We start from the raw sequence: 26,027 nt of genomic DNA, 5'->3' as shown, positions 1-26,027 counted from the left end.
ACATTCCTGCGCATCGTCGACCGCGCCACGGCGCGGGAAAGGGCGTGGCCCGTAGCATCGCGGCATGCCCGATCTCACCGCCGGCTCAACAGCACACCAGCCCGTCTTCGACGTGCTCGGCCGCTCCCGCGCCCGCCGCGAGCGCGAGCTGGCGCTGGCGGACGGGCTGCGTCTGGTGCAGTGGCGCAACGACGGTGGCCGCATGGATTACCAACGCCCGGGCCACCACACCTTGTCCGTCTACCTGCAGGGCGGGCACCAGACCCACCTCGTCCAGACGCCGGGCGAAACCGGCTCCCCCGGCTGCCACTGCATACTGCCGGCCGAGCACGAATCGCACTGGAACGTGGCCGGGCCGCTGCGCTTCGTGCACCTCTATTTGTCCGCCGACGCCTGGGCCGACCGCGTGGTGCGCCTGCTCGACGCCGAACCGCGCGCCATCACGCTGGAGCAGCGCATCTTTGGCGAGGACGCCACGCTGGCCGCCTGGGCCCAGGGCGTCGCCGAGCGGGACTGGCAGGACCCGGCCGAGCGCCTGCGCATCGACTCGCTGAGCCATGCCGCGCTGGACCACCTGGTGCTGCAGGCCGCTCAACCCCGGCAGCGGCTGCGTGCAGAGCGGGCGTCAGGCGGCTTGTCGAGCGCGGCGCGGCGGCGCGTGCTGGCGTTTGTGGACGCCCATCTGGAAAGCCTCGACCTCAGCCTGCCCCGGCTGGCCGTCCAGGCGAATCTGTCCGAATTCCACTTCGCCCGCATGTTCCGTGTCTCCATGGGCTGCACCGTGCACGACTGGGTGACCGCGCGCCGGCTGGGCCGTGCCCGCGCGCTGCTGCGTGAGACCGCTCTGCCGTTGGCCGATATCGCCGCCGCCTGCGGCTATTGCAGCGCCAGCCACCTCACCCGCCACGTCAAGGCGGCCACGGGGGCCACGCCAGGCCAGCTCCGCTGCGCCTCGGCGCGTGACTGCTGACAACACGTCGTCACCATTCACCCGTGAGTTAGGGGGCGCGCGCGGCGCCGATGTCGCTCACTATCCGTCCATGTGCCTGTCTGCCCGCTTCAAGTTCACCGCCACGCTGCTTGTGGCGTTGCTGGGCTTCGCCGTGACGCTGGACACACTGAATGGCAGCCTGCTCGAAGAGCCGCTGGCCATGCAGACGCCGCAACGCTGAGGCGCCCTCCCGACTTGGGGAATTTCTCCCCCCGACCGCCCCGCTGACCCTCCCTACACTCGCCGCGCACTCAGCGGAGAAACGGGATGGCATCCAGGCTTGTTCAGGGCGCAATTGCGGCCGTCGTCGTGGCGGGAGCGGCAGCGGGCGGTTGGTGGGCCGCCCACCGCGCGCCGGCCATGCCCAGCAGCGCCGAGATCGGTGCGGAGGAAGCCGCCTTTGCTTTCAGCGAATGCAAGGCGCGGCTGCTGGACGGCTCGCCGGCCATCGCCGTCATGTTCACGCAGGCGCTGGATCGCCGGCAGGACTTCGGCGCGCTGCTGACGGCCGCCGAAGGCACGCCCGGCACCAAGGCCGACCCGAACGACCCGTCCTCCAAGGCCACGCCGGCCGACCCCGCCAGCTTCAAGCCGCTGGCCGCCCGCTGGGTGCTGGGCGACAACCCGCGCGTGCTCTACCTGCCCTTTGCCACGCCGGACCGCGCCTACCGCATCACGATGAACGCGGGCCTGGCCTCGCACTCGGGCAACAAGCTGCCCGCCGCGCAGACCTGCGAAGCCGCCAGCGAGGCCATGCCGCCGAGCTTCTACTTCGCCAGCAAGGGCCTGGTGCTGCCGGCCGGCCAGAACGGCGGGCTGCCGGTCGTCAGCATCAACACGCCCGAGGTGGACGTGCAGTTCCTGCGCGTGAAGCCCGAATCGCTGCCCGCCTTCCTGGAGCAGGTAGGCGGCCGGCGCGACCGTGGCAACGCAGGCGCCAACAACGAGGACGGCGAGTACTACTACGACGGCTACGGCGACAACCAGCGCCGCCTGAAGGGCACCGTCGGCGGCTGGGCGCTGGACGAACTGCGCGCCATGACCGACAGCGTCTACATCACCCGTTTCAAGACGGACGAGCGGCCCAACCGGCGCAACGTCAGCTTCCTGCCGGTCGAGAAGATCAAGCCGCTGCAGGAGCCGGGCATCTACATCGCCGTGATGAGCCAGCCCGGCCGCTTCGGCTGGGACTACCAGGTCACGCATTACTACGTCACCGACATCGGCCTGCACCTTCGCCGTCATGCCCACCAGTTGGACGTTTTCGCGACCTCGCTGAAAAGCGGCAAGGCGCAGAGCGGCATCGAGCTGAGCCTCGTCGACGAAGCCGGCAAGGCGCTGGCCCAGGCGCAGACGGACGGCGACGGCCACGCGGTGTTCACGGGCCGCAGTGACAAGGCCCGCGCCGTGCTGGCCAAGAAGGGCAATAACGAAATGTCCATCCTGTCGCTGCGCGATGCGGCGCTGGACCTGTCGGAGTTCGACGCCACCGGCCACCCGTCGCGCAGCAACAAGCTCTTCGTCTACGCCGGCCGCGACCTGTACCGGCCCGGTGAGAGCTTCACCGTCTCCGTGCTGTCGCGCGACGCCGACGGCCGCGTGCCGGCCAAGCTGCTGCCGCTCACCCTGACCATCAAGAAGCCCGACGGCAACAAGCTCGTCGAGCAGCTCGTGCAGCCGAACAAGGCCGGCCAGGGCTACTTCCAGCAGGCCATCACCCTGCCGGCGGACGCGCCCACCGGCGGCTGGACGGTCCAGGCCCGCGTCGACCCCGCCGCCAAGCAGCCGGATGCGCAATGGGCCTTCAAGGTCGAGGAGTTCCTGCCCGAGCGCATGAAGCTCACGCTGACCGCGCCCGACGCGGCACTCACTGGCGAGGTCAGCCTGCCCGTGCAGGTGCAGGGCGACTACCTCTACGGCGCGCCCGCCGCCGGCAACCGCCTGCAGGCCACCGTCTCCACCGAGCGCCTGGCCAACCCGCTCGGCCAGAAGCTGCCCGGCTTCCTGTTCGGCGACTTCGCCGACGACAAGGCCCGCTCGCGCCAGGACGCGCCCGAGCAGGAGCTGGACGCCGAAGGCAAGGCCGAGGTGGCGCTGACCGCCAAGCTCGACGACCGCCACTCGCCCATGCGCGTGCGCGGCGCCTTCAGCCTGCTGGAAAGCGGCGGGCGGCCGGTGGTGCGCAGCATCGAGCGCACCTGGTGGCCGGCGCCCGCGCTGGTGGCCGTGCGCCCGCTGTTCGACCGCAACGTGGCGCCCGAGGGCGGCCTCGCCGGCTTTGAGGTCGTGCGCGTGGATTCAACCGGCGCCTTCAAGCCCGCCAAGGACCTGAAGCTCACGCTCAGCTACGAGGAGCGCCAGTGGTATTGGCGTTATGACGACGGGCGCGGCTGGCATTCCGGCTTCAACACGACGGACGAACTGGTGGAGGCGCGCTCGCTGAAGCTGGCCGCGAAGACCACCGTCAACCTGCCGGTGAAGTGGGGCCGCTACCGCCTGGAGATCGAAGACCCGCAGACCCAGCAGACGCTGCGCTACGGCTTCTACGCCGGCTACGGCGCGCAGGACGCCGACGACATCGGCAACCGCCCCGATCGCGTGCAGCTGCAGCTCAAGGGCTCGCCGTTCAAGCCGGGCGACACGGCCAAGCTGACCATCAAGCCGCCGCATGATGGCGAGGCCATCGTCACCGTCGAGGGTGACCGCGTGCTGTGGAGCAAGCGTGTGGGCGTGAAGGCCTCGGGCACGGACATCGACATCCCCGTCAGCGCCGACGCAGCCTGGCAGCGGCAGGACCTCTACATCACCGTCGCCGCCTTCCGCCCCGGCAGCCAGGGCGACCGCGTCACGCCGGCCCGCGCGCTGGGGCTGGTGCACCTGCCGCTGAACCGGGAGGACCGCAAGCTCAAGGTCGCGCTGGAGGCGCCGGCCAAGACCGTGCCGTCCATCGCGCTGCCCATCAAGGTGAAGGTGCCGCAGCTGGCCGGCAAGCAGGCCATCGTCACCGTGTCCGCGGTTGACGTGGGCATCCTCAACATCACGAACTTCAAGACGCCCGACCCGGCCGACTTCTTCTTCGGCAAGCACCGCTACGGCGCCGACATCCTCGACCTCTACGGCCGCCTCATCGAGAAGATGGACGGCAACGTCGCCCAGCAGCGCTTCGGCGGCGATGCGGGCAAGCGCGATACACAGAGCATGCCGCGCAAGGTGCTGCTGGTGGATCTGTTCAGCGGCCCGGTGGCGCTGGATGCCAAGGGCGAGGCCGTCATCAGCGTGAAGCTGCCGGACTTCAACGGCACGCTGCGGCTGATGGCGGTCGTGAGCAGCGCCGACAGCTACGGCTCGACACAGGCGGACACGGTGGTCGCCGCGCCGCTGGTGGCGGAGCTGAACATGCCGCGCTTCATCGCGCCGGGCGACAAGGCCACCATCGCGCTGGACGTGACCAACCTCAGCGGGTCACCGCAGGACGTGCGCGTTGCCCTGAGCGCGACGGGTCCTGTGCGCATCACCGGCGAAGCGTCGTCGGTCAGGCTGGCCGACAAGCAGCGCCAGATCCTGCGCTTCCAGGCCGAGGCGCTGGACGCCTACGGCCTGGCGCCGATCAAGCTGACCGTCAGTGCCGGCACGCTGAGCCTGGTGCGCGAGGCGGCGCTGCAGGTCCAGCCCGTCACGCCGCTGGTGCGCGAGAGCCGCCGCATCCGCCTGGACGCCGGCGGCACGCAGGTCATCGACAAGGCGCTGCTGGACGCCTACTGGGCCGGCTCCGCCACGCTTGGCTTGAGCGTCAGCAACACGCCGCCCATCGACATCAAGGAGCAGGTCAAGGGCCTGTTGATGTACCCCTACGGCTGCCTGGAGCAGACGACGTCCAGCGCTTACCCGCTCGTCTTCATCGACGACGAGGCCGCCAAGCGCTGGGGCCTCGCGCCCGTGCCTCGAGAGGAACGCGCCAAGCGGCTGGAAGGCGCCTTCGCCCGCCTGGCCGGCATGCAGCAGGCGCGCGGCGGCTACGGCCTGTGGGCGGCCAGCAACCCGTATGAAGGCTGGCTGAGCGCCTATGTCACCGGCTTCCTGCAGGACGCGCGCGATGCCGGTTTTGCGGTGCCGGAAGGGCAGCTCAAGAAGTCGCTCGAGAACCTGACCGAGCAGTTCCAGCGCAGCCCCGGCCAGCAGACCACGCCGCCCAAGGAGCCGCGCCGCAACCCCGCCGGCGCCATCGCCGACTATCGCGACGCCGAACTGCTGCGCATCGCCCACCAGCGCTTTGCCGAGGCCGCGCACGCCGGCTACATCCTCGGCCGCGAGCAGAAGGCGCCGCTGGCCACGCTGCGCACGCTGCACGACCAGCACCGCGCCAACGCCTTGTCGCCGCTACCGCTGGTGCACCTCTCGCTGGCGCTGAAGGCCATGGGCGACGAGGCCCGCGCCAAGGTGGCCCTGGATGACGCAATGGCGCGCGGCTACGGCTACCAGGTCGAAGACGGGGTGTGGGGTCAGTGGCTGGGCGACTACGGCTCCCGCCTCCGCGACCGAGCAATGGCCTACGCGCTGCTGCTGAGCCACAAGGTGCAACACGACAAGCGCGAGAACCTGCTGTTCGACCTGGCCGACGACTTCGGCAAGCGCAACTACTACTCCACACAGGAGCGCCTGGCCCTCTTCCTCGCCGTGCAGGCCGCCACCAACGGCGCCGGCAAGGACGACGCCTGGAAGACGACGCTGGCCGTGGGCGCCAAGTCCGACGCCTGGGCCGGCAGCGGCACCGGCCAGCAGAGCTTCGAGCCGGCCCAGCTCAAGTCGGGCCTGACGCTGAAGAACGAGGGCACGGCGCCGCTGTACCTCGACGTCACCGCCCAGGGCTACCCCGTCAAACCGCTGGCACCGAGCAGCGACCGCATCTCGGTCGAACGCGCGATGTTCACGACCGACGGCAAGCCGGTGACCGCGCGCCAGTTCACGACCGGCGAGATGTTCATCGTCCGCCTGCGCGTGAAGGCCGCGCAGGCCATCAAGGACGGCCTCGTGGTGGACCGCATCCCGGCCGGCTTCGAGATCGAGAACCTCAACCTCAGCCAGGGCCCGCAGGCCGGCGAGTTCACGGTGGAGGGCGTCAACGTGGCGCAGGCGAATGCCAACGAACGCATCGTCCACACCGAGTACCGCGACGACCGGTTTGTCGCTGCGGCGCGGCTGGGGCAGCCGCTGGACCTGTTCTACCTCGTGCGCGCGGTGACGCCTGGCCGGTACGTGGTGCCGGCGACGTTTGCGGAGGATATGTATCGGGCGGAGATACGAGGGGTTGGGAAGGCGGAGGGGGAGATCACGGTGGTGGACAAGAAGTGATCGCGCCCACTCGCGCATCGTCAAGCGTGGCCTCGCCGCCTTAGATCGACACGACCGGCCGAGTTCTCCCGACTGTTGAGGCAGGCATCAGTGAGCAGGAATCGATGGATTTGGAGAGTCGCCTGGTGCGTGCTGGGATTGCTGGTGTTGCATCTGCTTGTGCAACTGTGGGTTATCGGCAGATACCACCGCGCCTCCCAACACGCCAAACGAGTGGCGGCCCGTATTGAACGAATCGAGTACGGCTATGACTCGTCCATGGGGGCGTCCGTCAGGGTGGCGACGTTGCACTTCGTCTTGTCGGAGCAGCCGGATCGACCGCAGGAGACCATCAGCTTTTCCTGCCCCGGCCCTTGCGCGGCTGCTGATTTGCTCGAGCAGTTTCAAGTCAACTCACTCGAGCAACTCGCTGGACAGGTCCGTCATGCCTATGTGTTCGAAGACGCCGAGGTGCACCTGCACCTGCTGTCGAGTACGGAAATTTGGCGGCTGATTGGTCTTGTCTTGTTGTTCAAGGTGTCGCAGGTTTTTGCTGTCGGCGTAGTTGTGCATCTGTTCAGAAATGAAGACGACCCGCGGTGAACACCCTATGGGACTCGGGGTCAGGTCTCAACAATTTAACCCAGCACCCTCATGCGATTACGCGGAAATCAAGACCGCTCCTCCATGGGAACTTCGGCAACGGCGCTGCGCCATCACTCCCACGGGTTCAATACCGGCACCTTCGCCCGCTCGAACTCCGAGACATCCCGCGTCACCATCGTCAGCCCATGGTGAGCCGCAGTCGCCGCGATGATCAGGTCCGGCTGCGAAAAGGTATGCCCGCCTTTGCGCCCTTCCTCCACCAGCAGCCGCCAGACCAGCATCACGTCTTCTGACACGTGCAGCACGCGCTGCTCGAACATGGGCCGAACCTTGTTCGTGAGCCAGGCGCCCAGTTCCGCGCGCCGGGCGGCGTCGGTGACTCGCTCGATGCCGAAGCGGATTTCAGCCAACGTGACGGCGCTGACGTAAAGCGACTCCAGCGGCTGCTCCGCCACGAAAGTGAGCACACGGGGTTCGGGGCGTGGCTTGCGCAGTTCGGAGAGGACGTTGGTATCCAGCAGATAGCGGGTCACAGCTCGACGTCCCGGACCGGCATCGGCGAGCGAGACACGTCGAGTTCCACGTCGGGGTAGGGCGAGGCCTGCATGACGGCTATAAGGTCGCGGCCGGTGCGGTTGCCTTGCAGGCGGCGGAAGTCCTCCGCAGTGATGACCACCACTTCATCCCGGCCGTGCACAGTGACATGCTGCGGTCCCTCGCTGTGCACGCGCCGCACCAGTTCGCTGAAACGGGCTTTCGCGTCTTGCAGCACCCAGTGGCCAGGGTGATGGGCGGTGGTATCGGACAGGGGTCGGCTCATGGTGCACCTCTGAATCTGGTCAGGCTGACCAGATTATCCCGCCAAGATGCCGATTTGCAACGCGGCCCGCCGCTCACCCCCAAGCGCAAACCCATCCCCCGACAACGGCAGCTTCCTCACCCGATGCCCCGTCGCCATAAAGATGGCGTTGCACACAGCCGGCGACAGCGGCGGGAAGGCGGGTTCGCCCAACCCAGTGACCGGGAACTCGGTCTTCAGGAAGTGCACGTCGATGCGCGTGGGTGACTCGGCAAAGCGGATCAGCGGGTAGTCGCCGATGTCGCTGACCACCATGACGCGGTCGACCTTGAGTTCGCCGTCGCGGGACACGGTGACCTCGGCTGCCTGGGCGATGTAGCCGAGGTGGCCGAAGTGGAAGGCGATGCCGTGGCCGCGGCCCTTCGACGCGGCGTACCCAGCCGGCTCCCGGCCTGCCGGCGACAATCGCCCTCCCATGCTGAAGTTCGACCTCCTCACCACCGAAGGCCGCGCCCGTCGCGGCACGCTCACGCTCACCCACGGCGTCGTGCAGACGCCCATCTTCATGCCCGTGGGCACCTACGGCACGGTCAAGGGCGTCACGCCCCGCTCGCTGGAGGCCATGGGCGCGCAGATCATCCTGGGCAACACCTTCCACCTGTGGATGCGGCCGGGCCTGGACGTCGTCACGCAGTTCGGCGGCCTGCACCGCTTCGAGAGCTGGAGCAAGCCCATCCTGACCGACTCCGGCGGCTTCCAGGTCTGGAGCCTGGGCGCCATGCGCAAGATCAGCGAGGAGGGCGTCAAGTTCGCCTCGCCCGTCAACGGCGACAAGCTCTTCCTGACCCCCGAGGTCAGCATGCAGATCCAGACGGTGCTCAACAGCGACATCGTCATGCAGTTCGACGAGTGCACGCCCTACGAGAGCAAGGGTGTGCTGACGACCGAGCGCGAGGCCAGGTCGTCGATGGAGCTGAGCCTGCGCTGGGCCAAGCGCTGCATCACGGAGTTCGGCCGCCTGGAGAACCCCAACGCGCTGTTCGGCATCGTCCAGGGCGGCATGTTCACCAACCTGCGCGACGCCTCGCTGGCCGGCCTGGCCGAGCTGGACCTGCCGGGCTATGCCATCGGCGGCCTGTCGGTGGGCGAGCCCAAGGCCGAGATGCAGCGCATCCTCGGCCACATCGGCCACCAGCTGCCGGCCAACAAGCCGCGCTACCTGATGGGCGTCGGCACGCCTGAAGACTTGGTTGAAGGCGTGTCCCAGGGCATCGACATGTTCGACTGCGTCATGCCCACCCGCAATGCGCGCAACGGCCATCTGTTCACTCGCTTCGGCGACCTGCGGCTGCGCAATGCACGTTACAAGTCCGACGAAAAGCCGGTGGATGAAACCTGCAGTTGCGAATGCTGCAAGGGGTTCAGCCGCGCCTATCTGCACCACCTGGACCGTTGCGGCGAGATGCTCGGCCCCATGCTGACCAGCGTGCACAACCTGCACTACTACCTCAACCTGATGCAGGAAATGCGCGACGCGCTGGACGCAGGCCGCTTCGAGACCTGGCGCGCGCAGTTCGCGGCGGACCGGGCACGCGGCATCTAGCGAAAGCCGGGCATCCGCTGACGGCGCTGTCAGTCGGTTGGCCCTCTCCCAAGACCTAGGGGGGCGACTGGAGATTCGACGTGTCGAGTCCCCCGTTTGCAGGTCAGGAAACGTAAATCCGTCACACATGGCCCCCCAGAATCGCGGCGGCCATCTCCTGTGCAGGCGAGCTCGTTGCCGCCTGTAACTGCATGAAACAGCGGGGTGGTGAATCAACATCCCCGAGGGTTTCAGACATGTCGATCAAGTCCCTGCGCGCTCGCGCTGCGGCCGCTCTACGCCGCGCTTCCAGGAACGCATCCGCCCGCGTCGAAACCCCCCGCAGCGAGCCCTGGAAGATCGAGACGCTGGAGCCCAAGCTGCTGCTGTCGGCAGACGCGCTGCCGGCCGTGCACCTGCTGGCCGGCCAGAGCGAGGCGACGGCGCCCAAGGTCTACGGCTTCGAGCGCGGCGAGGGCGCGGCCTGGGTGGATGCGCGTGCGGCGGGTGACGACGCCCCCGGCCTGCTCCAGCTCGGCGCGGGCATCGCCCCCGGCGACGTGGCCGTGCGCCGCATCCTTGATGACTCGACGGGCCAGGCCGACGCGCTGGAACTGGCGCTGCGCGGTACGGCGGACCGCGTGCAGATCCGCGGTTTCTTCACCGCCGCCAACCCGGTGCAAAGCGTCGCCTTTGCCGACGGCACGCGCTGGAGCGCCGACGAACTGCCCGACCTCATCGAGACCGGCCCGCAGCGCCAGGCGCTGGCCGCCAGCGCGGGCCAGGCCGATGCAGTCATCAGCAACGGCCCGGGCAACAACCTCTACCTGTTCGGGCGCGGCGACGGCGCGACGACGGTGCAGTCCTATTCGGACCCCAACCTGGGCAAACTCAACACGCTGCAGTTCAAGAACGGCGTGCTGCCCGCCGACGTCAGCGTCGCCCGCGCGACCGACGGCCAGGCCGGCGGCAACGTCGCGCTGGCGCTGACGATCAACGGCAGCGCCGACGTCATTTCATTCAACGGCTTCCTGTACGGCGGCACGCCGGCCAACGAGTTCAACGGCCTGCAGCAGGTCACATTCGCCGACGGCACGGTCTGGGACATCTCGCACCTCCTCTTCCTGCTCGGCATGGGCACGGCGGGCAATGACAACCTCAGCGGTGGCACGAACGCCGACCTGCTGAACGGCGCGGCCGGCAACGACAGCCTCAACGGCGCCGCTGGCAAGGACACGCTCTACGGCGGCGTGGGCAACGACAGCCTCGAAGGCGGCGACGGCGACGACATCCTCGACGGCGGCAGCGGCGACGACACCACCAATGGCGGCCTGGGCAGCAACACCTTCCTGTTCGGCCGCGGTGACGGCTCGGACCGCCTCTACTACAACCACAACGGCGGCCAGCCGCGCATCAACACGCTGCAGTTCAAGGCCGGCGTGCTGCCGGCGGACGTGATCGTCAGGCAGGCCTACGACAACTACTTCGGCGGCAACCGAGCGCTGGAGCTCAGCATTGCCGGCACGACGGACAAGGTCACGATCAATGCCTTCTTCCTGAACGACGACCCGGCCAATGCCTACGCTGGCCTCCAGAAGGTGCGCTTCGCCGACGGCGCCGAGTGGACGACCAACCAGATCGTCACGATGCTGCTGGCCGGCACGTCCGGCGATGACAACCTGCGCGGCACCGCTGCGGCCGACACCCTGACCGGCGGCACCGGCAACGACACGCTCAATGGTGCCGCTGGTGATGACGTCATCTCAGGTGGCATCGGCAACGACAGCCTGATCGGCGAGGCCGGCGCCGACCAGCTCTTCGGCAACGAGGGTGACGACAGCCTGGACGGGGGCGACGGCAACGACACGCTCGAAGGTGGCGAGGGCAATGACACGCTGAACGCCGGCGCCGGCAGCAACACCTTCGTGTTCGGCCGCGGCGATGGCCAGGACCGCCTCTACTACAACCACAACGGCGGCCAGGCGCGCACCAACACGCTGGTCTTCAAGGCCGGCATCGCGCCGGGCGACATCGTCATCCGGCAGGCCTACGACAACTACTTCGGCGGCAACAGGGCGCTGGAGCTGAGCATCGCCGGCACGACCGACAAGGTCACCGTCAACGCCTTCTTCCTCAACGACGACCCGACCAACGCCTACAACGGCGCTCAGCGTGTGCGCTTTGCCGACGGCACCGAGTGGGATGCGGCGGCCATCGTCAACATGCTGTTTGCCGGCACCAGCGGCGACGACAACCTGCGCGGCACCGGCGGCGCCGACATGCTCAACGGTGGCGCGGGCAACGACACGCTCAATGGCGCTGCGGGCGATGACGTCATCGCGGGCGGCACGGGCCACGACAGCCTCGTGGGCGAGGCCGGCGCCGACCAGCTCTTCGGCAACGAGGGCGACGACAGCCTGGACGGCGGCGACGGTGACGACATGCTGGAAGGCGGTGCCGGCAACGACACGCTGAACGCCGGCGCCGGCAGCAACACCTTTGTGTTCGGCCGCGGCGACGGGCAGGACCGGCTGTACTACAACCACAACGGCGGCCAGGCGCGCATCAACACGCTGCAGTTCAAGGCCGGCGTGCTGCCGGCGGATGTGGTCGTCAGGCAGGTCTACGACAACTACTTCGGCGGCAATCGCGCGCTGGAGCTGAGCATCGCCGGCACGACCGACAAGGTCAGCGTCAACGCCTTCTTCCTCAACGACGACCCGGCCAACGCCTACAACGGCCTGCAGAAGGTGCGTTTCGACGACGGCACCGAATGGGACATCACGGCCCTCCTGGCCCGGCTCTATGTCGGCACCGACGGCGACGACGTCTGGCGCGGCACCAACGCCGCCGAGACCTTCAGCGGCGGCCTGGGCAACGACAACATCTCCGGCGCGGGCGGCAACGACGTCATCGACGGGGGCGCGGGCAATGACAGCCTGGCGGGCGAAGACGGCGATGACACGCTGACCGGTGGCACGGGCAACGACAGCCTGAGCGGCGGCGCCGGCAAGGACTTGCTGCAGGGCGGTGAGGGCGACGACAGCCTTGACGGCGGTGACGGTGACGACACGCTGGACGGCGGCGCCGGCAACGACAGCTTCAACGCCGGCTATGGCAGCAACACCTTCCTGTTCGGCCGCGGCGACGGCCAGGACCGGCTGTACTACAACCACAACGGCGGCCAGGCGCGCATCAACACGCTGCAGTTCAAGGCCGGCGTGTTGCCTGCCGATGTGATCGTCAAGCAGGCCTACGACAACTACTTCGGCGGCAACAACAACGCGCTGGAGCTGAGCATCGCCGGCACCACCGACAAGGTCAGCGTCAACGCCTTCTTCTACTCCGACAACCCGGCCAACGCCTACAACGGCCTGCAGAAGGTGCGGTTCGACGACGGCACCGAGTGGGACATCGCGGCGCTGCTGGCCAAGGTGCAGACCTTCACCGATGGCGACGACAACGTGCGCGGCACGATTGCCGACGAGGTCTTCAATGGCGGCCTGGGCAATGACGCAATTGCAGGCGCGGCCGGCCACGACACCATCGACGGCGGCCCCGGCAACGACAACCTGGCTGGCGACGACGGCGACGACACCGTCACCGGTGGCACCGGCAACGACAGCGTCAGCGGTGGCAACGGCGTCGACCTGCTGCAGGGCGGCGACGGCAATGATTCGGTCAGCGGCGGCGCAGACAACGACCAGATCCAGGGCGGCGCGGGCGACGACAGCCTGGATGGTGGCGACGGCGACGACGTGATGGAAGGCGGTTCCGGCAACGACACCGTCAATGCCGGCTACGGCAGCAACACGCTGCTGTTCGGTCGCGGCGACGGGCAGGACCGGCTGTACTACAACCACAACGGCGGCGTCACCACGCGCGTCAACACACTGCAGTTCAAGGCCGGCGTTGCGCCGGCCGACGTCGTCATCAGGCAGGCCTATGACAACTACTTCGGTGGCAACAACAACGCGCTGGAGCTGAGCATTGCCGGCACCGCCGACAAGGTCACCGTCAACGGTTTCTTCTACACCGACAACCCGGCGAACAACTACAACGGCCTGCAGAAGGTCCGCTTCGACGACGGCACCGAATGGGACATCGCCTACCTCCTGGCCACGCTGCTGGCCGGCACTGCGGGAGATGACAGCGTCGCGGGCACCAGCGCGGCCAACGAGATGCACGGCGGCTCCGGCAACGACACGCTGGCCGGCCGCGGCGGCAACGACGTGATCCACGGCGACGAGGGCAATGACGCGCTCTACGGCGAGGACGGCGCGGACACACTGGTCGGCGGCGCCGGCAACGACAGCCTCGATGGCGGCCCGGGCAACAACATCTACGTCTTCGGCCGCGGCGATGGCCAGGACAGCATCACCGGCCGCTACGACCCGGCGGCCGGCAAGCTCAACACCCTGCAGTTCCGCGCCGACGTGCTGCCGGGCGACGTGACGGTGCGCCGGGTCTACGAGAGCCAGAGCGGCGGCGTCAACGGCCTGGAGCTGGCCATCGTCGGCAGCAACGACCGCGTCACGGCCAACTACTTCTTCTACGGCGATGACCCGGCCAACGTCTACAACTCGCTGCAGCAGGCCGTCTTCGCCGACGGCACGGTCTGGAACATCGCCCGGCTGCTGGAGCTGATGAGCGCCGGCACCGTGGCCAACGACTCACTGCGTGGCACGACCGGCGTCGACGTGATGACCGGCGGCCGCGGCAATGACAGCCTGGAGGGCCGTGCCGGCAACGACCAGCTCCTCGGTGGCGACGGCAACGACGCCCTCTACGGCGAAGACGGCAACGACACGCTGGACGGCGGCGCCGGCAACGACTGGCTGGACGGCGGCAACGGCAACAACGTCTTCCGGTTCGGCCGCGGTGACGGCCAGGACACCGTCGCCTACGGCAACTACGACTACAGCGGCACCCGCTTCAACACCATCCAGTTCAAGGCTGGCGTGGCGCCGACCGACGTCACGGTGCGCCGCGTGTCGGGCAGCCAGGGCAGCGCCAACGAAGCGCTGGAGCTGGCCATTGCCGGCACCGACGACCGCATCACCGCCAACTACTTCCTGTACAGCGACAACCCCAACACGAGTTACAACCAGCTGCAGCAGGTGCGCTTCGACGACGGCACGGTGTGGAGCATCGCCACGCTGCTGGCCGCGCTGGGCCAGGGCACGACGACGGACGACACGCTGCGCGGCACGGCCGGCGCCGACACGCTGGACGGCGGGCGTGGCAGCGACTCGCTGTCCGGCGCGGGCGGCGATGACCGCCTCAACGGCGGCGAAGGCTATGACGCCCTTTACGGCGAGGAAGGCAACGACACGCTGGATGGCGGTGCCGGCAACGACTGGCTCGACGGCGGCAACGGCAACAACACCTTCCTGTTCGGCCGTGGCGACGGCCAGGACACGGTCGCCTACGGCAACTACGACTACAGCGGCACGCGTTTCAACACTGTCCAGTTCAAGGCCGGCGTGGCACCGACCGACGTGACGGTGCGTCGCGTGTCGGGCAGCCAGGGCAGCGCCAACGAGGCATTGGAGCTGGCCATTGCCGGCACCGACGACCGCATCACCGCCAGCTACTTCCTGTCCGGCGACAACCCGGCCACCGGCTACAACCAGCTGCAGCAGGTCAGGTTCGACGACGGCACGGTGTGGAGCATCACCATGCTGCTGGCCGCGCTGGGCCAGGGCACGCCCACCGAGGACACGCTGCGAGGCACGTCGGGTGCCGACACGCTCAATGGCGGCCGTGGCAGCGACTCGCTGTCCGGCGCGGGCGGCGATGACCGTCTCAACGGCGGCGAAGGCTACGACGCCCTCTACGGCGAGGAAGGCAACGACACGCTGGACGGCGGTGCCGGCAACGACCACCTCGACGGCGGCGACGGCAACAACACCTTCCTGTTCGGCCGTGGCGACGGCCAGGACACCGTCGCCTACGGCAACTACGACTACAGCGGCACACGCACCAACACCATCCAGTTCAAGGCCGGCGTGGCGCCGACCGACGTCACGGTGCGCCGCGTCAGCGGCAGCCAGGGCGGCGCCAACGAGGCACTGGAGCTGGCCATTGCCGGCACCGACGACCGCATCACCGCCAACTACTTCCTGTCCGGCGACAACCCCGGCACCGGCTACAACCAGCTGCAGCAGGTCAGGTTCGACGACGGCACCGTGTGGAACCTCGGCGCCATCCTCGCGTTGATGAGCCAGGGCACGGCGACGGAAGACACCTTGCGCGGCAGCACCGGCAGCGACACCCTGCACGGTGGGCGCGGCAGCGACTCGCTGTACGGCGGCGCCGGCGACGACCGCCTCAACGGCGGTGAAGGCTTCGACGGGCTGGTGGGCGAGGACGGCAACGACACGCTGGACGGCGGCGCCGGCAACGACCACCTCGACGGCGGCAACGGCAACAACATCTACCTGTTCGGCCGCGGCGATGGCCAGGACAGCATCGTCTACAGCGCCTACGACTACAGCGGCACGCGCCTGGCGACGCTGCAGTTCAAGGCCGGCGTGGTGCCGTCCGACGTGCTGCTGCGCCGCGTCACCGGCTCTCAGGGTGGCAGCAACGAGGCGCTGGAAGTCAGCCTGATCGGCAGCGACGACCGCGTCACGGTCAACTACTTCTTCTACGGCAACAACCCGGCGAGCGGCTACAACCCGGTCCAGCAGCTCAGGTTCGACGACGGCACGGCCTGGAACCTGGCCGCCATCACCGCACGGCTGTACACGCCGCCGCCGACCACGACCGTCAACGGCACCAACCTGGCCGACACGCTGACCGGCACCGCGGCCGACGAGAGCCTCAACGGCCTGGGCAGCGACGACATCATCGCCGGCAAGGGCGGCACCGACTTCCTGTCCGGCGGTACCGGCAACAACACCTACCTGTTCGGTCTCGGCGACGGCGTCGACACCATCCTCTACAGCGGCGACACCGCCGGCGCGCGCCACAACACGGTGGTGCTCGGCGCCGGCATCACGGCCGCCGACCTCGTGCTCAAGCGGGCCTTCGACAGCCAGACCACGCGCTACACCGCCCTTGAGATCGGCATCCGCGGCACGGCCGACAAGCTGGTCATCAACTACTTCCTCGAAAGCGATTCGCCCACCAACCCCTACAACCCGGTGCAGACGCTGCGCCTGGATGACGGCACGTTCTGGACGGCGACCGACCTCTTCAACCGCCTGCAGCAGCAGACCAGCGCGGCGGACACGCTGATCGGCTCCACCGGCGCCGACACGCTGGACGGCGGCGACGGCAACGACCGCCTGACCGGCCGCAGCGGCAACGACACGCTGCGCGGCGGCGCGGGCGACGATGTGCTGGACGGCGAGGACGGCAACGACACGCTGGACGGCGGCGCCGGCAACGACTACCTCAACGTCGGTTCGGGCAACAACACCCTCGTGCTCGGCCTGGGCGACGGCGTGGACACCCTCGTCAACACCGGCTACGACACCGGCAAGACCAACACGCTGGCCTTCAAGGCCGGCGTGACGCCGGCGGACGTGAAGCTGCGTCGCGTGCTCGACCAGGGCGCGCACAACTACACCGCGCTGGAAGTCGCTTACGGCAACGGCGGCGACAAGCTGACGGTCAACTACTTCTTCGAGAACGACGACCCGACCCGCGGCTACAACCCGCTGCAGAAGATCCAGTTCGACGACGGCACGGTCTGGAACCTGGCCGACATCGTCGCGCGCCTCAACGCGCCCACCACGGGCGTGGAAGTGCTGATCGGCTCCCCCGGCGCCGACACGCTGGACGGCGGCAACGGCAACGACCGCCTGACGGGACGCAGTGGCAATGACACGCTGCGCGGCGGGGCGGGCGACGACCTGCTCGAAGGCGAGGACGGCAACGACACGCTGGACGGCGGTGCCGGCAACGACTACCTCAACGTCGGCACCGGCAACAACACCGTCGTGCTGGGCCTGGGCGACGGCGTGGACACCCTCGTCAACACCGGCTACGACACCGGCAAGACCAACACGCTGGTCTTCAAGGCCGGCGTGACCCCGGCGGACGTGAAGCTCACGCGCGTGCTCGACCAGAGCGCACACAACTACACCGCGCTGGAAGTCGCCTACGGCAACGGCGGCGACAAACTGACGGTCAACTACTTCTTCGAGAACGACGACCCGACCCGCGGCTACAACCCGCTGCAGAAGATCCAGTTCGCCGACGGCACCGTCTGGACGCTGGCCGACATCGTCGCGCGCATCGACGCGGCGACCTCCGGTGTCGAGGTGCTGGTCGGCTCCCCCGGCGCCGACACACTGGACGGCGGCAACGGCAACGACCGCCTGACGGGACGCAGTGGCAATGACACGCTGCGCGGCGGGGCGGGCGATGACCTGCTCGAAGGCGAGGACGGCAACGACACGCTGGACGGCGGCACGGGCAATGACTACTTCAACGTCGGTTCGGGCAACAACACCCTCGTGCTGGGCCTGGGCGACGGCGTCGACACCCTCGTCAACACCGGCTACGACACCAGCAAGACCAACACGCTGGTCTTCAAGGCGGGCGTGACCCCGGCGGACGTGAAGCTCACGCGCGTCCTCGACCAGGGCGCACACAACTACACCGCGCTGGAAGTCGCCTACGGCAAGGGCGGCGACAAGCTGACGGTCAACTACTTCTTCGAGAACGACGACCCGACCCGCGGCTACAACCCGCTGCAGAAGATCCAGTTCGCCGACGGCACGGTCTGGACGCTGGCCGACATCGTCGCGCGCACGCTGGCCGGCTCGCCGGCCAACGACACCCTCATCGGCACCGTCGCGTCGGAAACGCTGGACGGCGGCGCGGGCAACGACAGCATCAACGCGCGCCCGGGCAACGACGCCATCAACGGCGGCGCGGGCGACGACAGCCTCACTGGCGAAGACGGCAACGACACCTTCGACGGCGGCATCGGCAACGACACCCTCAACCCGGGCTACGGCAACAACATCTACCTGTTCGGCCGCGGTGATGGGCAGGACGCGCTGATCGAGAGCGCCTACGACTTCAACAAGGTCAACACGCTGCAGTTCAAGGCCGGCATCGCGCCGGCGGACGTCATCGTGCGTCGCGTCTTCGACCACCGCACGGCCCAGTACACGGCCATCAGCATCGGCCTGGCCAACAGCGACGACAAGCTGACCGTCTCCTACTTCTTCTACAACAACGATCCCAAGAACCAGTACAACCCGCTGCAGCAGGTCAAGTTCGCGGACGGCACGACCTGGGACCTGAACGCCCTCGTCGCCGAGGTCGACAAGGCCGTCGGCATGGACCTCGTCGTCCAGAACGTCAGCGTCACGCCGGCTGCCGGTGCGAGCCAGTTCCTGTCCGGCGGTCAGGTCACCGTGACCTGGACGACGCGCAACCAGGGCCCCACCGCCACCATCGGCGACTTCGCCGACCGCGTCACGCTGCGCACCGCCGGCGGCGACGTGCTGGCCGAGTTCCTCGTGCCCTATGTCGAGGCCACCTCGGGCGCGCTCGCGTCCGGCGCCTTCGTCACGCGCACCGCGACGCTCAAGCTGCCCGACGGCCCCACCGGCGCCGGCAGCCTGCTGGCCGTCATCGAGAGCGACTTCGGCAACACGCAGAAGGAAGGCGGCGTCACCGAGACCAACAACCGCGGCCAGGTCGCCTTCGCGAGCACGCTGGCCGAGTACGTCAACTACGTCAACCTGGCGGCCAGCAACCTCAGCATCACACCCGCAGGCGACTGGCAGAACGGCGACGCCGTCACCGTCGGCTGGACAACGACCAACGCCGGCACCATCCCGCCGGGCCGCAACTGGACCGAACGCGTCGAGGTGCTGAACCAGACGACCGGCGTCGTCATCGCCAGCCTGACCAGGACCGGCACGCCCGCGGAGGCGGCGCCCGGCGCCAGCGTCAACCGCACGGCCACGTTCAACTGGCCCGGTGGCGCCAACGCGGCCGGCGCCATCCGCTTGCGCGTCATCGTCGACGCCGGCAACGAGATCGCCGAGTTCAACAGCACCGGCACGCTGGAGAACGACAACCAGCTGGAACGCAACGTCAACGTCGGCAGCGATCTCATCGCGCGCAACCTCAGCCTGGACTCGGCCACACCCATGTCAGGCGATGTGCTGACGCTGCGCTGGGAGGACGTCAACCAGGGCCGCGTCGCTACCAACCTGAGCCACCAGGACCGCGTCGTCATCCGCCAGCGCAATGCCGACGGCAGCGCCGGGCCGGTGCTGGTGGACACCCTCGTCAGCTTCACCGGCAACGCCGCGCTGCCGATGGCCGCGGGCGAGGTGCGCCAGCGCAGCTACGGCTTCGCGCTGCCGCAGGGCCTGCGTGGTGCGGGCACGTTTGATGTGACCATCAGCGTCGACCGCAGCAGCACCGGCGCGGGCATCCTGTTCGAGGCCAATGCCGACGGCACGGCCGAGACCAACAACGACGCAACGTGGGCCTTCACCGCCGTGCTGCGCACCTATGCCGACCTCGCCGTCACGGTGGTTGACGTGCCGCCCAGCGCCAGCTCGGGCACCGACATCAGCGTCGGCTGGACCGTCAAGAACAACGGCGCCGCTGCGGCCACCGCGACGGGCGGCTGGGTCGACCGCATCGTGCTGAGCCGCGACAGCGTCGTCGGCAACGGCGACGACGTGGTGCTGGCCGAGATCCCGCGCGGCAGCAGCCTCGCAGCCGGCGGCGACTACAGCCAGACGGCCACCGTGCGCATCCCCTCGCGCATCGACGGCGCTTACCGCATCGCCGTCATCAGCGACGCGACCGCCAAGGTCACCGAGCCCGACACGCGTGCCGACAACGCCAAGCTCTCGGCCGCCATCAGCATCACGCAGACCTATGCCGACCTCGTGCCGACACTGACCGTCGTGCCGGCCGAAGTTTTCGCGGGCCGCAGTGCGCGCGTGGCCTGGTCCGTCCGCAACTCGGGCACGGTCGCCACCGACGTGAACCGCTGGGTCGATCAGGTCTATCTCAGCAGCACCCCCGGCCTCACGGCGCAGTCCACGCTGCTCGGCTCCGTCACCCGCGTGGGCACGCTGGCCAAGGACGACAGCTACGCCGCCGGCCTGGACTTCACCGTGCCGCGCGACGCCGCCGGCCAGCGCTACTTCATCGTCAAGACGGACGCCTTCACAGCCGTCTACGAACTGGGCCGCACGGACAACAACGTCGTCGTCGCCACCGACTCGACCTTGGTGAAGGCCGAGCCGAAACCTAACCTGCTCATCGAAGGCGTCAGTGCGCCCGCCAACTGGCGCGTCGGCCAGACCGTGCAGCTCAGCTACACGGTGCGCAACGCTGGCAACGACGCGGTGAGTGGCTTCTTCGGTGAAGAGATCCGCCTCGTCGACACGCTCGGCCTGGCGCCCACGCAGGTGCTCACCAGCACCTGGGCCTTCCAGACGCTGGCCGCGGGCGGCACGGGCGTGCAAAGCCTGACCCTCGCCGTGCCCGCCATCCCGCCGGGCAGCTGGCGCCTGGAGATCGCCGCGGACAAGGGCAACTACGTCGTCGAGTCCAACGAGACCGACAACGTCGCCACGGCCGCCGTCGCCGTCGTCGCACCCGACCTCGTCGTCGGCAGCCTGGCGACCACCGGCCTGCTGCAAGGGGGCGAAGCCGTCACGCTGAACTGGCTCACGCGCAACACCGGCAGCGCACCGGCCATCAACATCCGCGAGAAGGTCTACCTGTCCAAGGACGGCACGGTCGACGCCGCCGACACGCTGCTCGGCGAGCGCCTCATCGACAGCCTGGCCGCAGGCGCCAGCAGCAACGGCAGCTGGAGCTTCACGCTGCCGGTCGACCTGTCGGGCGCGTGGCGCCTCATCGTCGTCACCGACACCGGCGCGGCCAACAACGAGTCGACGAACGAGGGCAACAACCAGGACAGCCTGGCCATCAACGTGGCCATGGACGCCTATGCCGACCTGGCCGTGCTCAGCGTCAGCGCGCCCACGCAGGTCATCGACGACCCGGCCAGCATCACGGTGGAGTGGACCGTCAAGAACGAAGGCCCCGGCGCCGGCCGCGCGACGAGCTGGACCGACCGCGTCATCTACAGCACCAATGCCGTGCTGGGCGACAACGACGACATCGTGCTGGCCAACGTCGAGCGCAATGGCGCGCTGGCCGCAGGCGCCAGCTACAACGGCAGCCTGAACTACGCCTTCGGCCCGGCCTTCAGCCGCCACGGCACGATCTTCGTCAAGAGTGATGCCACGGGCGCCGTCTGGGAAAACGGCAGCGAGACGAACAACACCCAGGATGCCGGCCACGCCACCGACGTGATGCCCATCGCCTACGCGGACATGCGCGTCGAGGCCGTCTCCACGCCGGGCACGGCGTTCAGCGGCCGCGATCTGATGGTGCAGTGGACCGTTGCCAACCGCGGCATCGGCATCACCAACACGACGAGCTGGAACGACAGCGTCTGGCTGAGCCGCAACGCCGACGGCAGCGGCCAGCGTTTCGAGCTCGGCAGCGCCGGTCACCTCGGCCAGATGGCCGTGGGCGACACCTACAACCGCAGCATCAATGTGCGCCTGCCCGAGGGCATCTCGGGCGACTGGTTCCTGAACGTCTCCACCAGCGGCCCCTACGAGTTCATCTACGCCGACAACAACACCGGCCACTCGCTGGCCGTGCCGGTCACGCTGAGCGATTCGCCCGACCTCGTCGTCGAGAGCCTGAACGCGCCGGCCACCGCCCAGGAAGGCGCCCTCGTCGACGTCAGCTGGACGGTGCTCAACCAGGGCATCGCCCGCGCCGCCGGCCAGTGGCAGGACACCGTGCTGCTGCTCGCGCCCAACGGCTCCACCGTCGTGCTGGGCAACTACGTCTACGACCGTGGCCTGGACGCCGGCAAGACCTACGCGCGCACCGAGCAGGTCCGCCTGCCGAGCAAGATCGAGGGCGGCTACCGCCTGCGCGTCGTCACCAACAGCCTGGTCGGCACCAGCGGCAGCCCGCAGGTCTACGAATACGGCGACGCCCGCAGCAACAACACCCGCACGGACACCGACGCCATCGTCGTCAGCCTGAACGACCGGCCCGACCTGCGCGTCACCGACATCGACCTCCCCGCAAGCGTCACGGCCGGCACCAGCCTGGGCCTGAAGTTCACGGTCGGCAACTTCGGCCCCGAGGCCACCTCGGGCCAGTGGCAGGACTACCTCTACCTGTCGCTGGACGGCATCGTCAGCGCCGACGACGTGCTGCTCGCTCGGGTCGACAGCGGCTCGGCCCTGAGCCCCGGCGGCGACCCGTACACAAGCATCGTCAACGGCGTCGACATCCCCATCCGCTACCGCGGCGACGTCTACATCATCGTGGCGGCCGACGGCGGCAACCGCATCGACGAGTACCCCAGCGACACGAACAACACGCGCGCCGAGCGCATCCACATCAACCCCATCCCGTTCGCCGACCTCGTCACCAGTGATGTCGTCGCGCCCGACCAGGCCGTGCACGGCGCCACCATCGAGGTGCGCTACAAGGTCACGAACAAGGGCTCGGCCACCACGCGCGGCGACGCCGCGACGACCAACAGCTGGACCGACACCATCTGGCTGACCGTCGACAAGACCCGCCCCAACCCGGGCAAGGGCGACATCAAGATCGGCCAGGTCACGCACACCGGCCACCTCGCCATCGGCGAGGACTATCTCGGCACCGTCAACGTGCAGATCCCCGACAACATCCAGTCGGCGCGCTACTACGTCACCGTCTGGAGCGACACCTACGACGCGATGCTGGAGGACACGCTCTCCAGCAACATCAACCCCGACGATCCGACCCAGATCGACAACAACAACTACAAGTCGCGCGACGCGGACGGCATCGGCCCGATGAAGGTGCTGGGCATCACGCCGCCTGACCTGCAGGTCACCAGCGTCATCGCGCCCACCACTGCGGCCGCCGCCGGCAGCTACACCTTCAGCTACACGGTGAAGAACCGCGCCGACGCCTTCGAAGGCGCCTGGACCGACAAGGTCTGGCTGATGGACAACCCGGACCCGACACAGGCCAAGGTGTACTGGCTGCTCGGCGAGTTCAAGCAGCAGCGCGCGCTGGGCAATGGCGAGAGCTACAGCGTCAGCCAGACGGTCGACCTCGGCCCCTCGGTCAGCGGCGCCTACCTCGTCGTGCAGACCGACGCCAACTACGGCTACACCGGCCGCAACGACGTGACCGAGGTCGCGGAGGACAACAACGTCAACCGTGCCGCGTCCAACGTGACCAACGCGCCGGCCGACCTGCGCGTCACCAACGTCACGACGCTGCCGACCAACTACTCCGGCGAAGACACCACCGTCACCTGGACCGTGCAGAACTTCGGCGCCGCCGTCTGGAGCGGCACCAAGGGCTGGCTGGACCACATCTGGGTCAGTCCGGACCCGACCTTCATCCCGTCGCGCGCCACGCAGATCGGCTCGGTCGTGCACAGCAACACGACGACGCTGGGTGCCGGCGAGAGCTACACCGCCAGCGCCGTCGTCAAGCTGCCGCCGGGCACCGACGGCGTCTACTACATCTATGTGATGGCGGACGGCAAGCACTCGGCCGACTCGCTCGCGCCCGACATGGGCCGTGGCGAAAGCCCCACCCCCAGCCAGCAGTCGCAGGACGAGGTGCTGGAGCCGCCCACACCGCACAGCGACTACAACGTCTACACGCGTGACCGCCTCTACGCGACCTCGGTCTTCGAGGGCGCGCGCCGCGACAACAACCTCGGCCAGGACACGCTGAACATCATCTACCGCGAGCCCGACCTGCAGATCGACCAGGTCACGGTCAACAACCCAAATCCAGGCTCCGGCGACACCATCACGGCGACCTGGACGGTCACCAACCGCGGCACGCGCGACACCCGCGTGCCGGGCTGGTTCGACGGCGTCTACCTGTCGCGCGATGCGACGCTGGACCCGAGCGACTACCCGCTGGTGGACCGCGGCAGCGAAGCGGAGGTCCTGTTGCGCGCCCGCCAGGTCTACCTGACCGACGCGTTAGGCAAGCCACGCTTCCTGAAGCCGGGCGAGAGCTACACGCAGACAGCCACGTTCGCGATCCCGACCTCCATCAGCGGCGACTTCAAGCTCATCGTCAAGGCCGACACCGGCGTCTTCAAGGACTACTACAACGAGGTGCCCAGCACCATCCGCGCCGGCCTGAATGTCATCCGCGAGAGCGGCGCCAACAGCGTGCTGGAGTTCAAGGACGAGGCCAACAACACCGCGCAGATCGCGCTGCCGATCACGCTGGCCGCGCCGCCCGACCTGCAGGTCACCAGCGTCACCGCGCCCGACGCCGTCATCGCCGGCCAGAACTTCACCGTCGCCTACAAGGTCGACAACCTCGGCGGTAGGACGCCGACGGACCAGGGCAGCTGGTACGACATGGTCTACCTGTCCAAGGACCGCTTCCTGGACCTGAACAAGGACCGCTACCTCGGCTATGTGCAGCATGGCGGCGGCCTCGCGGCCGGCGGCAGCTACACCGGCAGCCTGACCTACACCGCGCCGCGTGACCTGGAAGGGCCTTACTACGTCTTCGTCGTGACCGACCCGGCCCGCATCTGGGGCAGTGGCGAGACCGGCCAGGTGCTGGAGTTCGGCAAGGACGACAACAACAACGCGGCGGCCGTGCAGCCCATGCGCATCGAGACGCCGCCGCCGGCCGACCTGGTCGTCACCAACGTCATCGTGCCGCCCAGCGCCAAGGTCGGCGACGAGGTCGAGATCACGTTCACGGTCCAGAACACCTCCATCAACCCGGCTTATGGCCGCTGGACGGATGCGCTCTACCTGTCGGCCGACAACGCCTGGGACCTGAACGACATCCAGATCGGCAAGGTCGCCCACGTCGGCGACCTCGGCGAGAACGGCGAGTACACCGCCAAGCTGACGGCCAAGCTGCCGGCGCTGAAGGACGGTGGCTGGCGCGTCATCGTGCGGCCCGACCTCTACAACGAGGTCTTTGAAGGCCGCATCACCTACACCGACACGGGCCTGAACCTGCCGCCCGGCGAGGCCAACAACCGCAGCGCCTCCGGCGCGACGCTGAACGTCACCGTGCCAGTGCTGACCGTGGCGCAGACGCTGGCCACGACGCTGTCCAACGGCCAGACCCAGGTCTACAAGGTCAGCGTCGGTGCCGGCGAGACGCTGCGCGTGCTGCTGGACTCGACGGCCGCCACCGGCGCCAACGAGGTCTATGTGCGCTGGAACGACGTGCCTACCGGCAGCGCCTTCGATGTGGCCTACAGCAACCCGGTCTCGCCCGACCAGACGCTGCTGGTGCCCACCACCAAGGCCGGCGACTACTACATCCTCGTGCGCTCCCGCCAGGGCGGCACGGCCACGCCGGTGACGCTGCGTGCCGACCTGCTGCCGCTGTCCATCACCAAGGTCACACCCGACCAGGGCGGCGTCGGCAACGACGACCACCGCTGGGTGACGATGGACATCGAAGGTGCCCGCTTCGCAGCAGGCGCACTGGTCAAGCTGGCCCGCCCGGGTGAGTTCGAAATCGAACCCGAGCGCTGGCAGGTGCTGGATGCGACCCGCATCCGCGCCGTCTTCGACCTGCGCCACGTGCCGCTGGGCCTGTACGACGTCATCGTCACCAACCCCGACGGCTCGCGCGTCGTCGAGCCCTACCGCTACCTCGTCGAACGCATGATC

9 protein-coding genes (1 of these 9 cut by a window edge) are annotated in these 26,027 nt (G+C 68.5%); 6 read left to right on the top strand and 3 right to left on the bottom strand.

Annotation, left to right across the window (positions count from 1 at the left end; genetic code table 11):
• Positions 1–64: 64 nt before the first annotated feature.
• The 4 genes from AC0IZJ_RS20300 (at position 65) to AC0IZJ_RS20285 (ending at position 6,922) form a co-directional block, all read left to right on the top strand.
• Positions 65–970, top strand: coding sequence for a helix-turn-helix transcriptional regulator (locus AC0IZJ_RS20300; RefSeq protein ID WP_471853175.1), 906 nt, complete (start codon positions 65–67; stop codon positions 968–970).
• A gap of 70 nt (positions 971–1,040) precedes the next feature.
• Positions 1,041–1,172 (top strand): hypothetical protein, encoded by a 132-nt coding sequence (locus tag AC0IZJ_RS20295; protein WP_471853174.1) that lies wholly within the window; start codon positions 1,041–1,043, stop codon positions 1,170–1,172.
• A gap of 86 nt (positions 1,173–1,258) precedes the next feature.
• A complete protein-coding gene (locus AC0IZJ_RS20290) occupies positions 1,259–6,340 on the top strand; it encodes an alpha-2-macroglobulin family protein (protein ID WP_471853172.1) in 5,082 nt (1,693 codons plus the stop codon).
• 129 nt (positions 6,341–6,469) lie between these two features.
• The gene (locus tag AC0IZJ_RS20285) at positions 6,470–6,922 is read left to right on the top strand and encodes a hypothetical protein (RefSeq protein ID WP_471853170.1); all 453 of its coding nucleotides are present in this window, start codon (positions 6,470–6,472) and stop codon (positions 6,920–6,922) included.
• Positions 6,923–7,035: 113 nt separating this feature from the next.
• Here the strand turns inward: AC0IZJ_RS20285 and AC0IZJ_RS20280 are convergent, their stop codons facing one another.
• Genes AC0IZJ_RS20280 through AC0IZJ_RS20270 form a run of 3 tightly spaced genes read right to left on the bottom strand, consistent with a single transcriptional unit; the run spans position 7,036 to position 8,201 of the window.
• Positions 7,036–7,458 carry a PIN domain-containing protein gene (locus AC0IZJ_RS20280; protein WP_471853169.1) on the bottom strand — a complete coding sequence of 141 codons (423 nt, stop codon included), beginning with the start codon at positions 7,456–7,458 and terminating at the stop codon, positions 7,036–7,038.
• Positions 7,455–7,745 (bottom strand): type II toxin-antitoxin system Phd/YefM family antitoxin, encoded by a 291-nt coding sequence (locus AC0IZJ_RS20275; protein ID WP_471853168.1) that lies wholly within the window; start codon positions 7,743–7,745, stop codon positions 7,455–7,457. Before AC0IZJ_RS20275 ends, AC0IZJ_RS20280 begins: the two co-directional genes overlap by 4 nt.
• A 33-nt stretch (positions 7,746–7,778) precedes the next feature.
• Positions 7,779–8,201, bottom strand: coding sequence for a hypothetical protein (locus AC0IZJ_RS20270; RefSeq protein ID WP_471853166.1), 423 nt, complete (start codon positions 8,199–8,201; stop codon positions 7,779–7,781).
• Here AC0IZJ_RS20270 and tgt point away from each other — a divergent pair.
• Both tgt and AC0IZJ_RS20260 read left to right on the top strand, forming a co-directional pair.
• Positions 8,200–9,327: a tRNA guanosine(34) transglycosylase Tgt gene (gene tgt / locus AC0IZJ_RS20265; protein WP_471853165.1), complete on the top strand. Its 1,128-nt coding sequence runs from the start codon at positions 8,200–8,202 to the stop codon at positions 9,325–9,327. The two genes, AC0IZJ_RS20270 and tgt, sit on opposite strands and share 2 nt — an antisense overlap.
• 236 nt (positions 9,328–9,563) lie before the next feature.
• Positions 9,564–26,027, top strand: the start of a protein-coding gene (locus AC0IZJ_RS20260) for a calcium-binding protein (protein WP_471853163.1). 19,788 nt of this gene lie beyond the right edge of the window; only the first 16,464 of its 36,252 coding nucleotides appear in the window; its start codon is at positions 9,564–9,566; the stop codon falls past the right edge of the window.

The sequence above is a fragment of the Roseateles sp. AC306 genome (genome assembly GCF_979253795.1).
The sequence above is the reverse complement of the archived record's forward strand: the minus strand, read 5'-3'. Positions and strand labels throughout refer to the sequence as shown.

What these genes read in the sequence shown, in the direction of transcription:
- AC0IZJ_RS20300 (WP_471853175.1), top strand. Translation starts at nt 65, where the DNA reads ATGCCCGATCTCACCGCCGGCTCAACAGCACACCAGCCCGTCTTCGAC.
- AC0IZJ_RS20275 (WP_471853168.1), bottom strand. Translation starts at nt 7,745, where the DNA reads ATGAGCCGACCCCTGTCCGATACCACCGCCCATCACCCTGGCCACTGG.
- AC0IZJ_RS20270 (WP_471853166.1), bottom strand. Translation starts at nt 8,201, where the DNA reads ATGGGAGGGCGATTGTCGCCGGCAGGCCGGGAGCCGGCTGGGTACGCC.
- AC0IZJ_RS20295 (WP_471853174.1), top strand. Translation starts at nt 1,041, where the DNA reads ATGTGCCTGTCTGCCCGCTTCAAGTTCACCGCCACGCTGCTTGTGGCG.
- AC0IZJ_RS20290 (WP_471853172.1), top strand. Translation starts at nt 1,259, where the DNA reads ATGGCATCCAGGCTTGTTCAGGGCGCAATTGCGGCCGTCGTCGTGGCG.
- tgt (WP_471853165.1), top strand. Translation starts at nt 8,200, where the DNA reads ATGCTGAAGTTCGACCTCCTCACCACCGAAGGCCGCGCCCGTCGCGGC.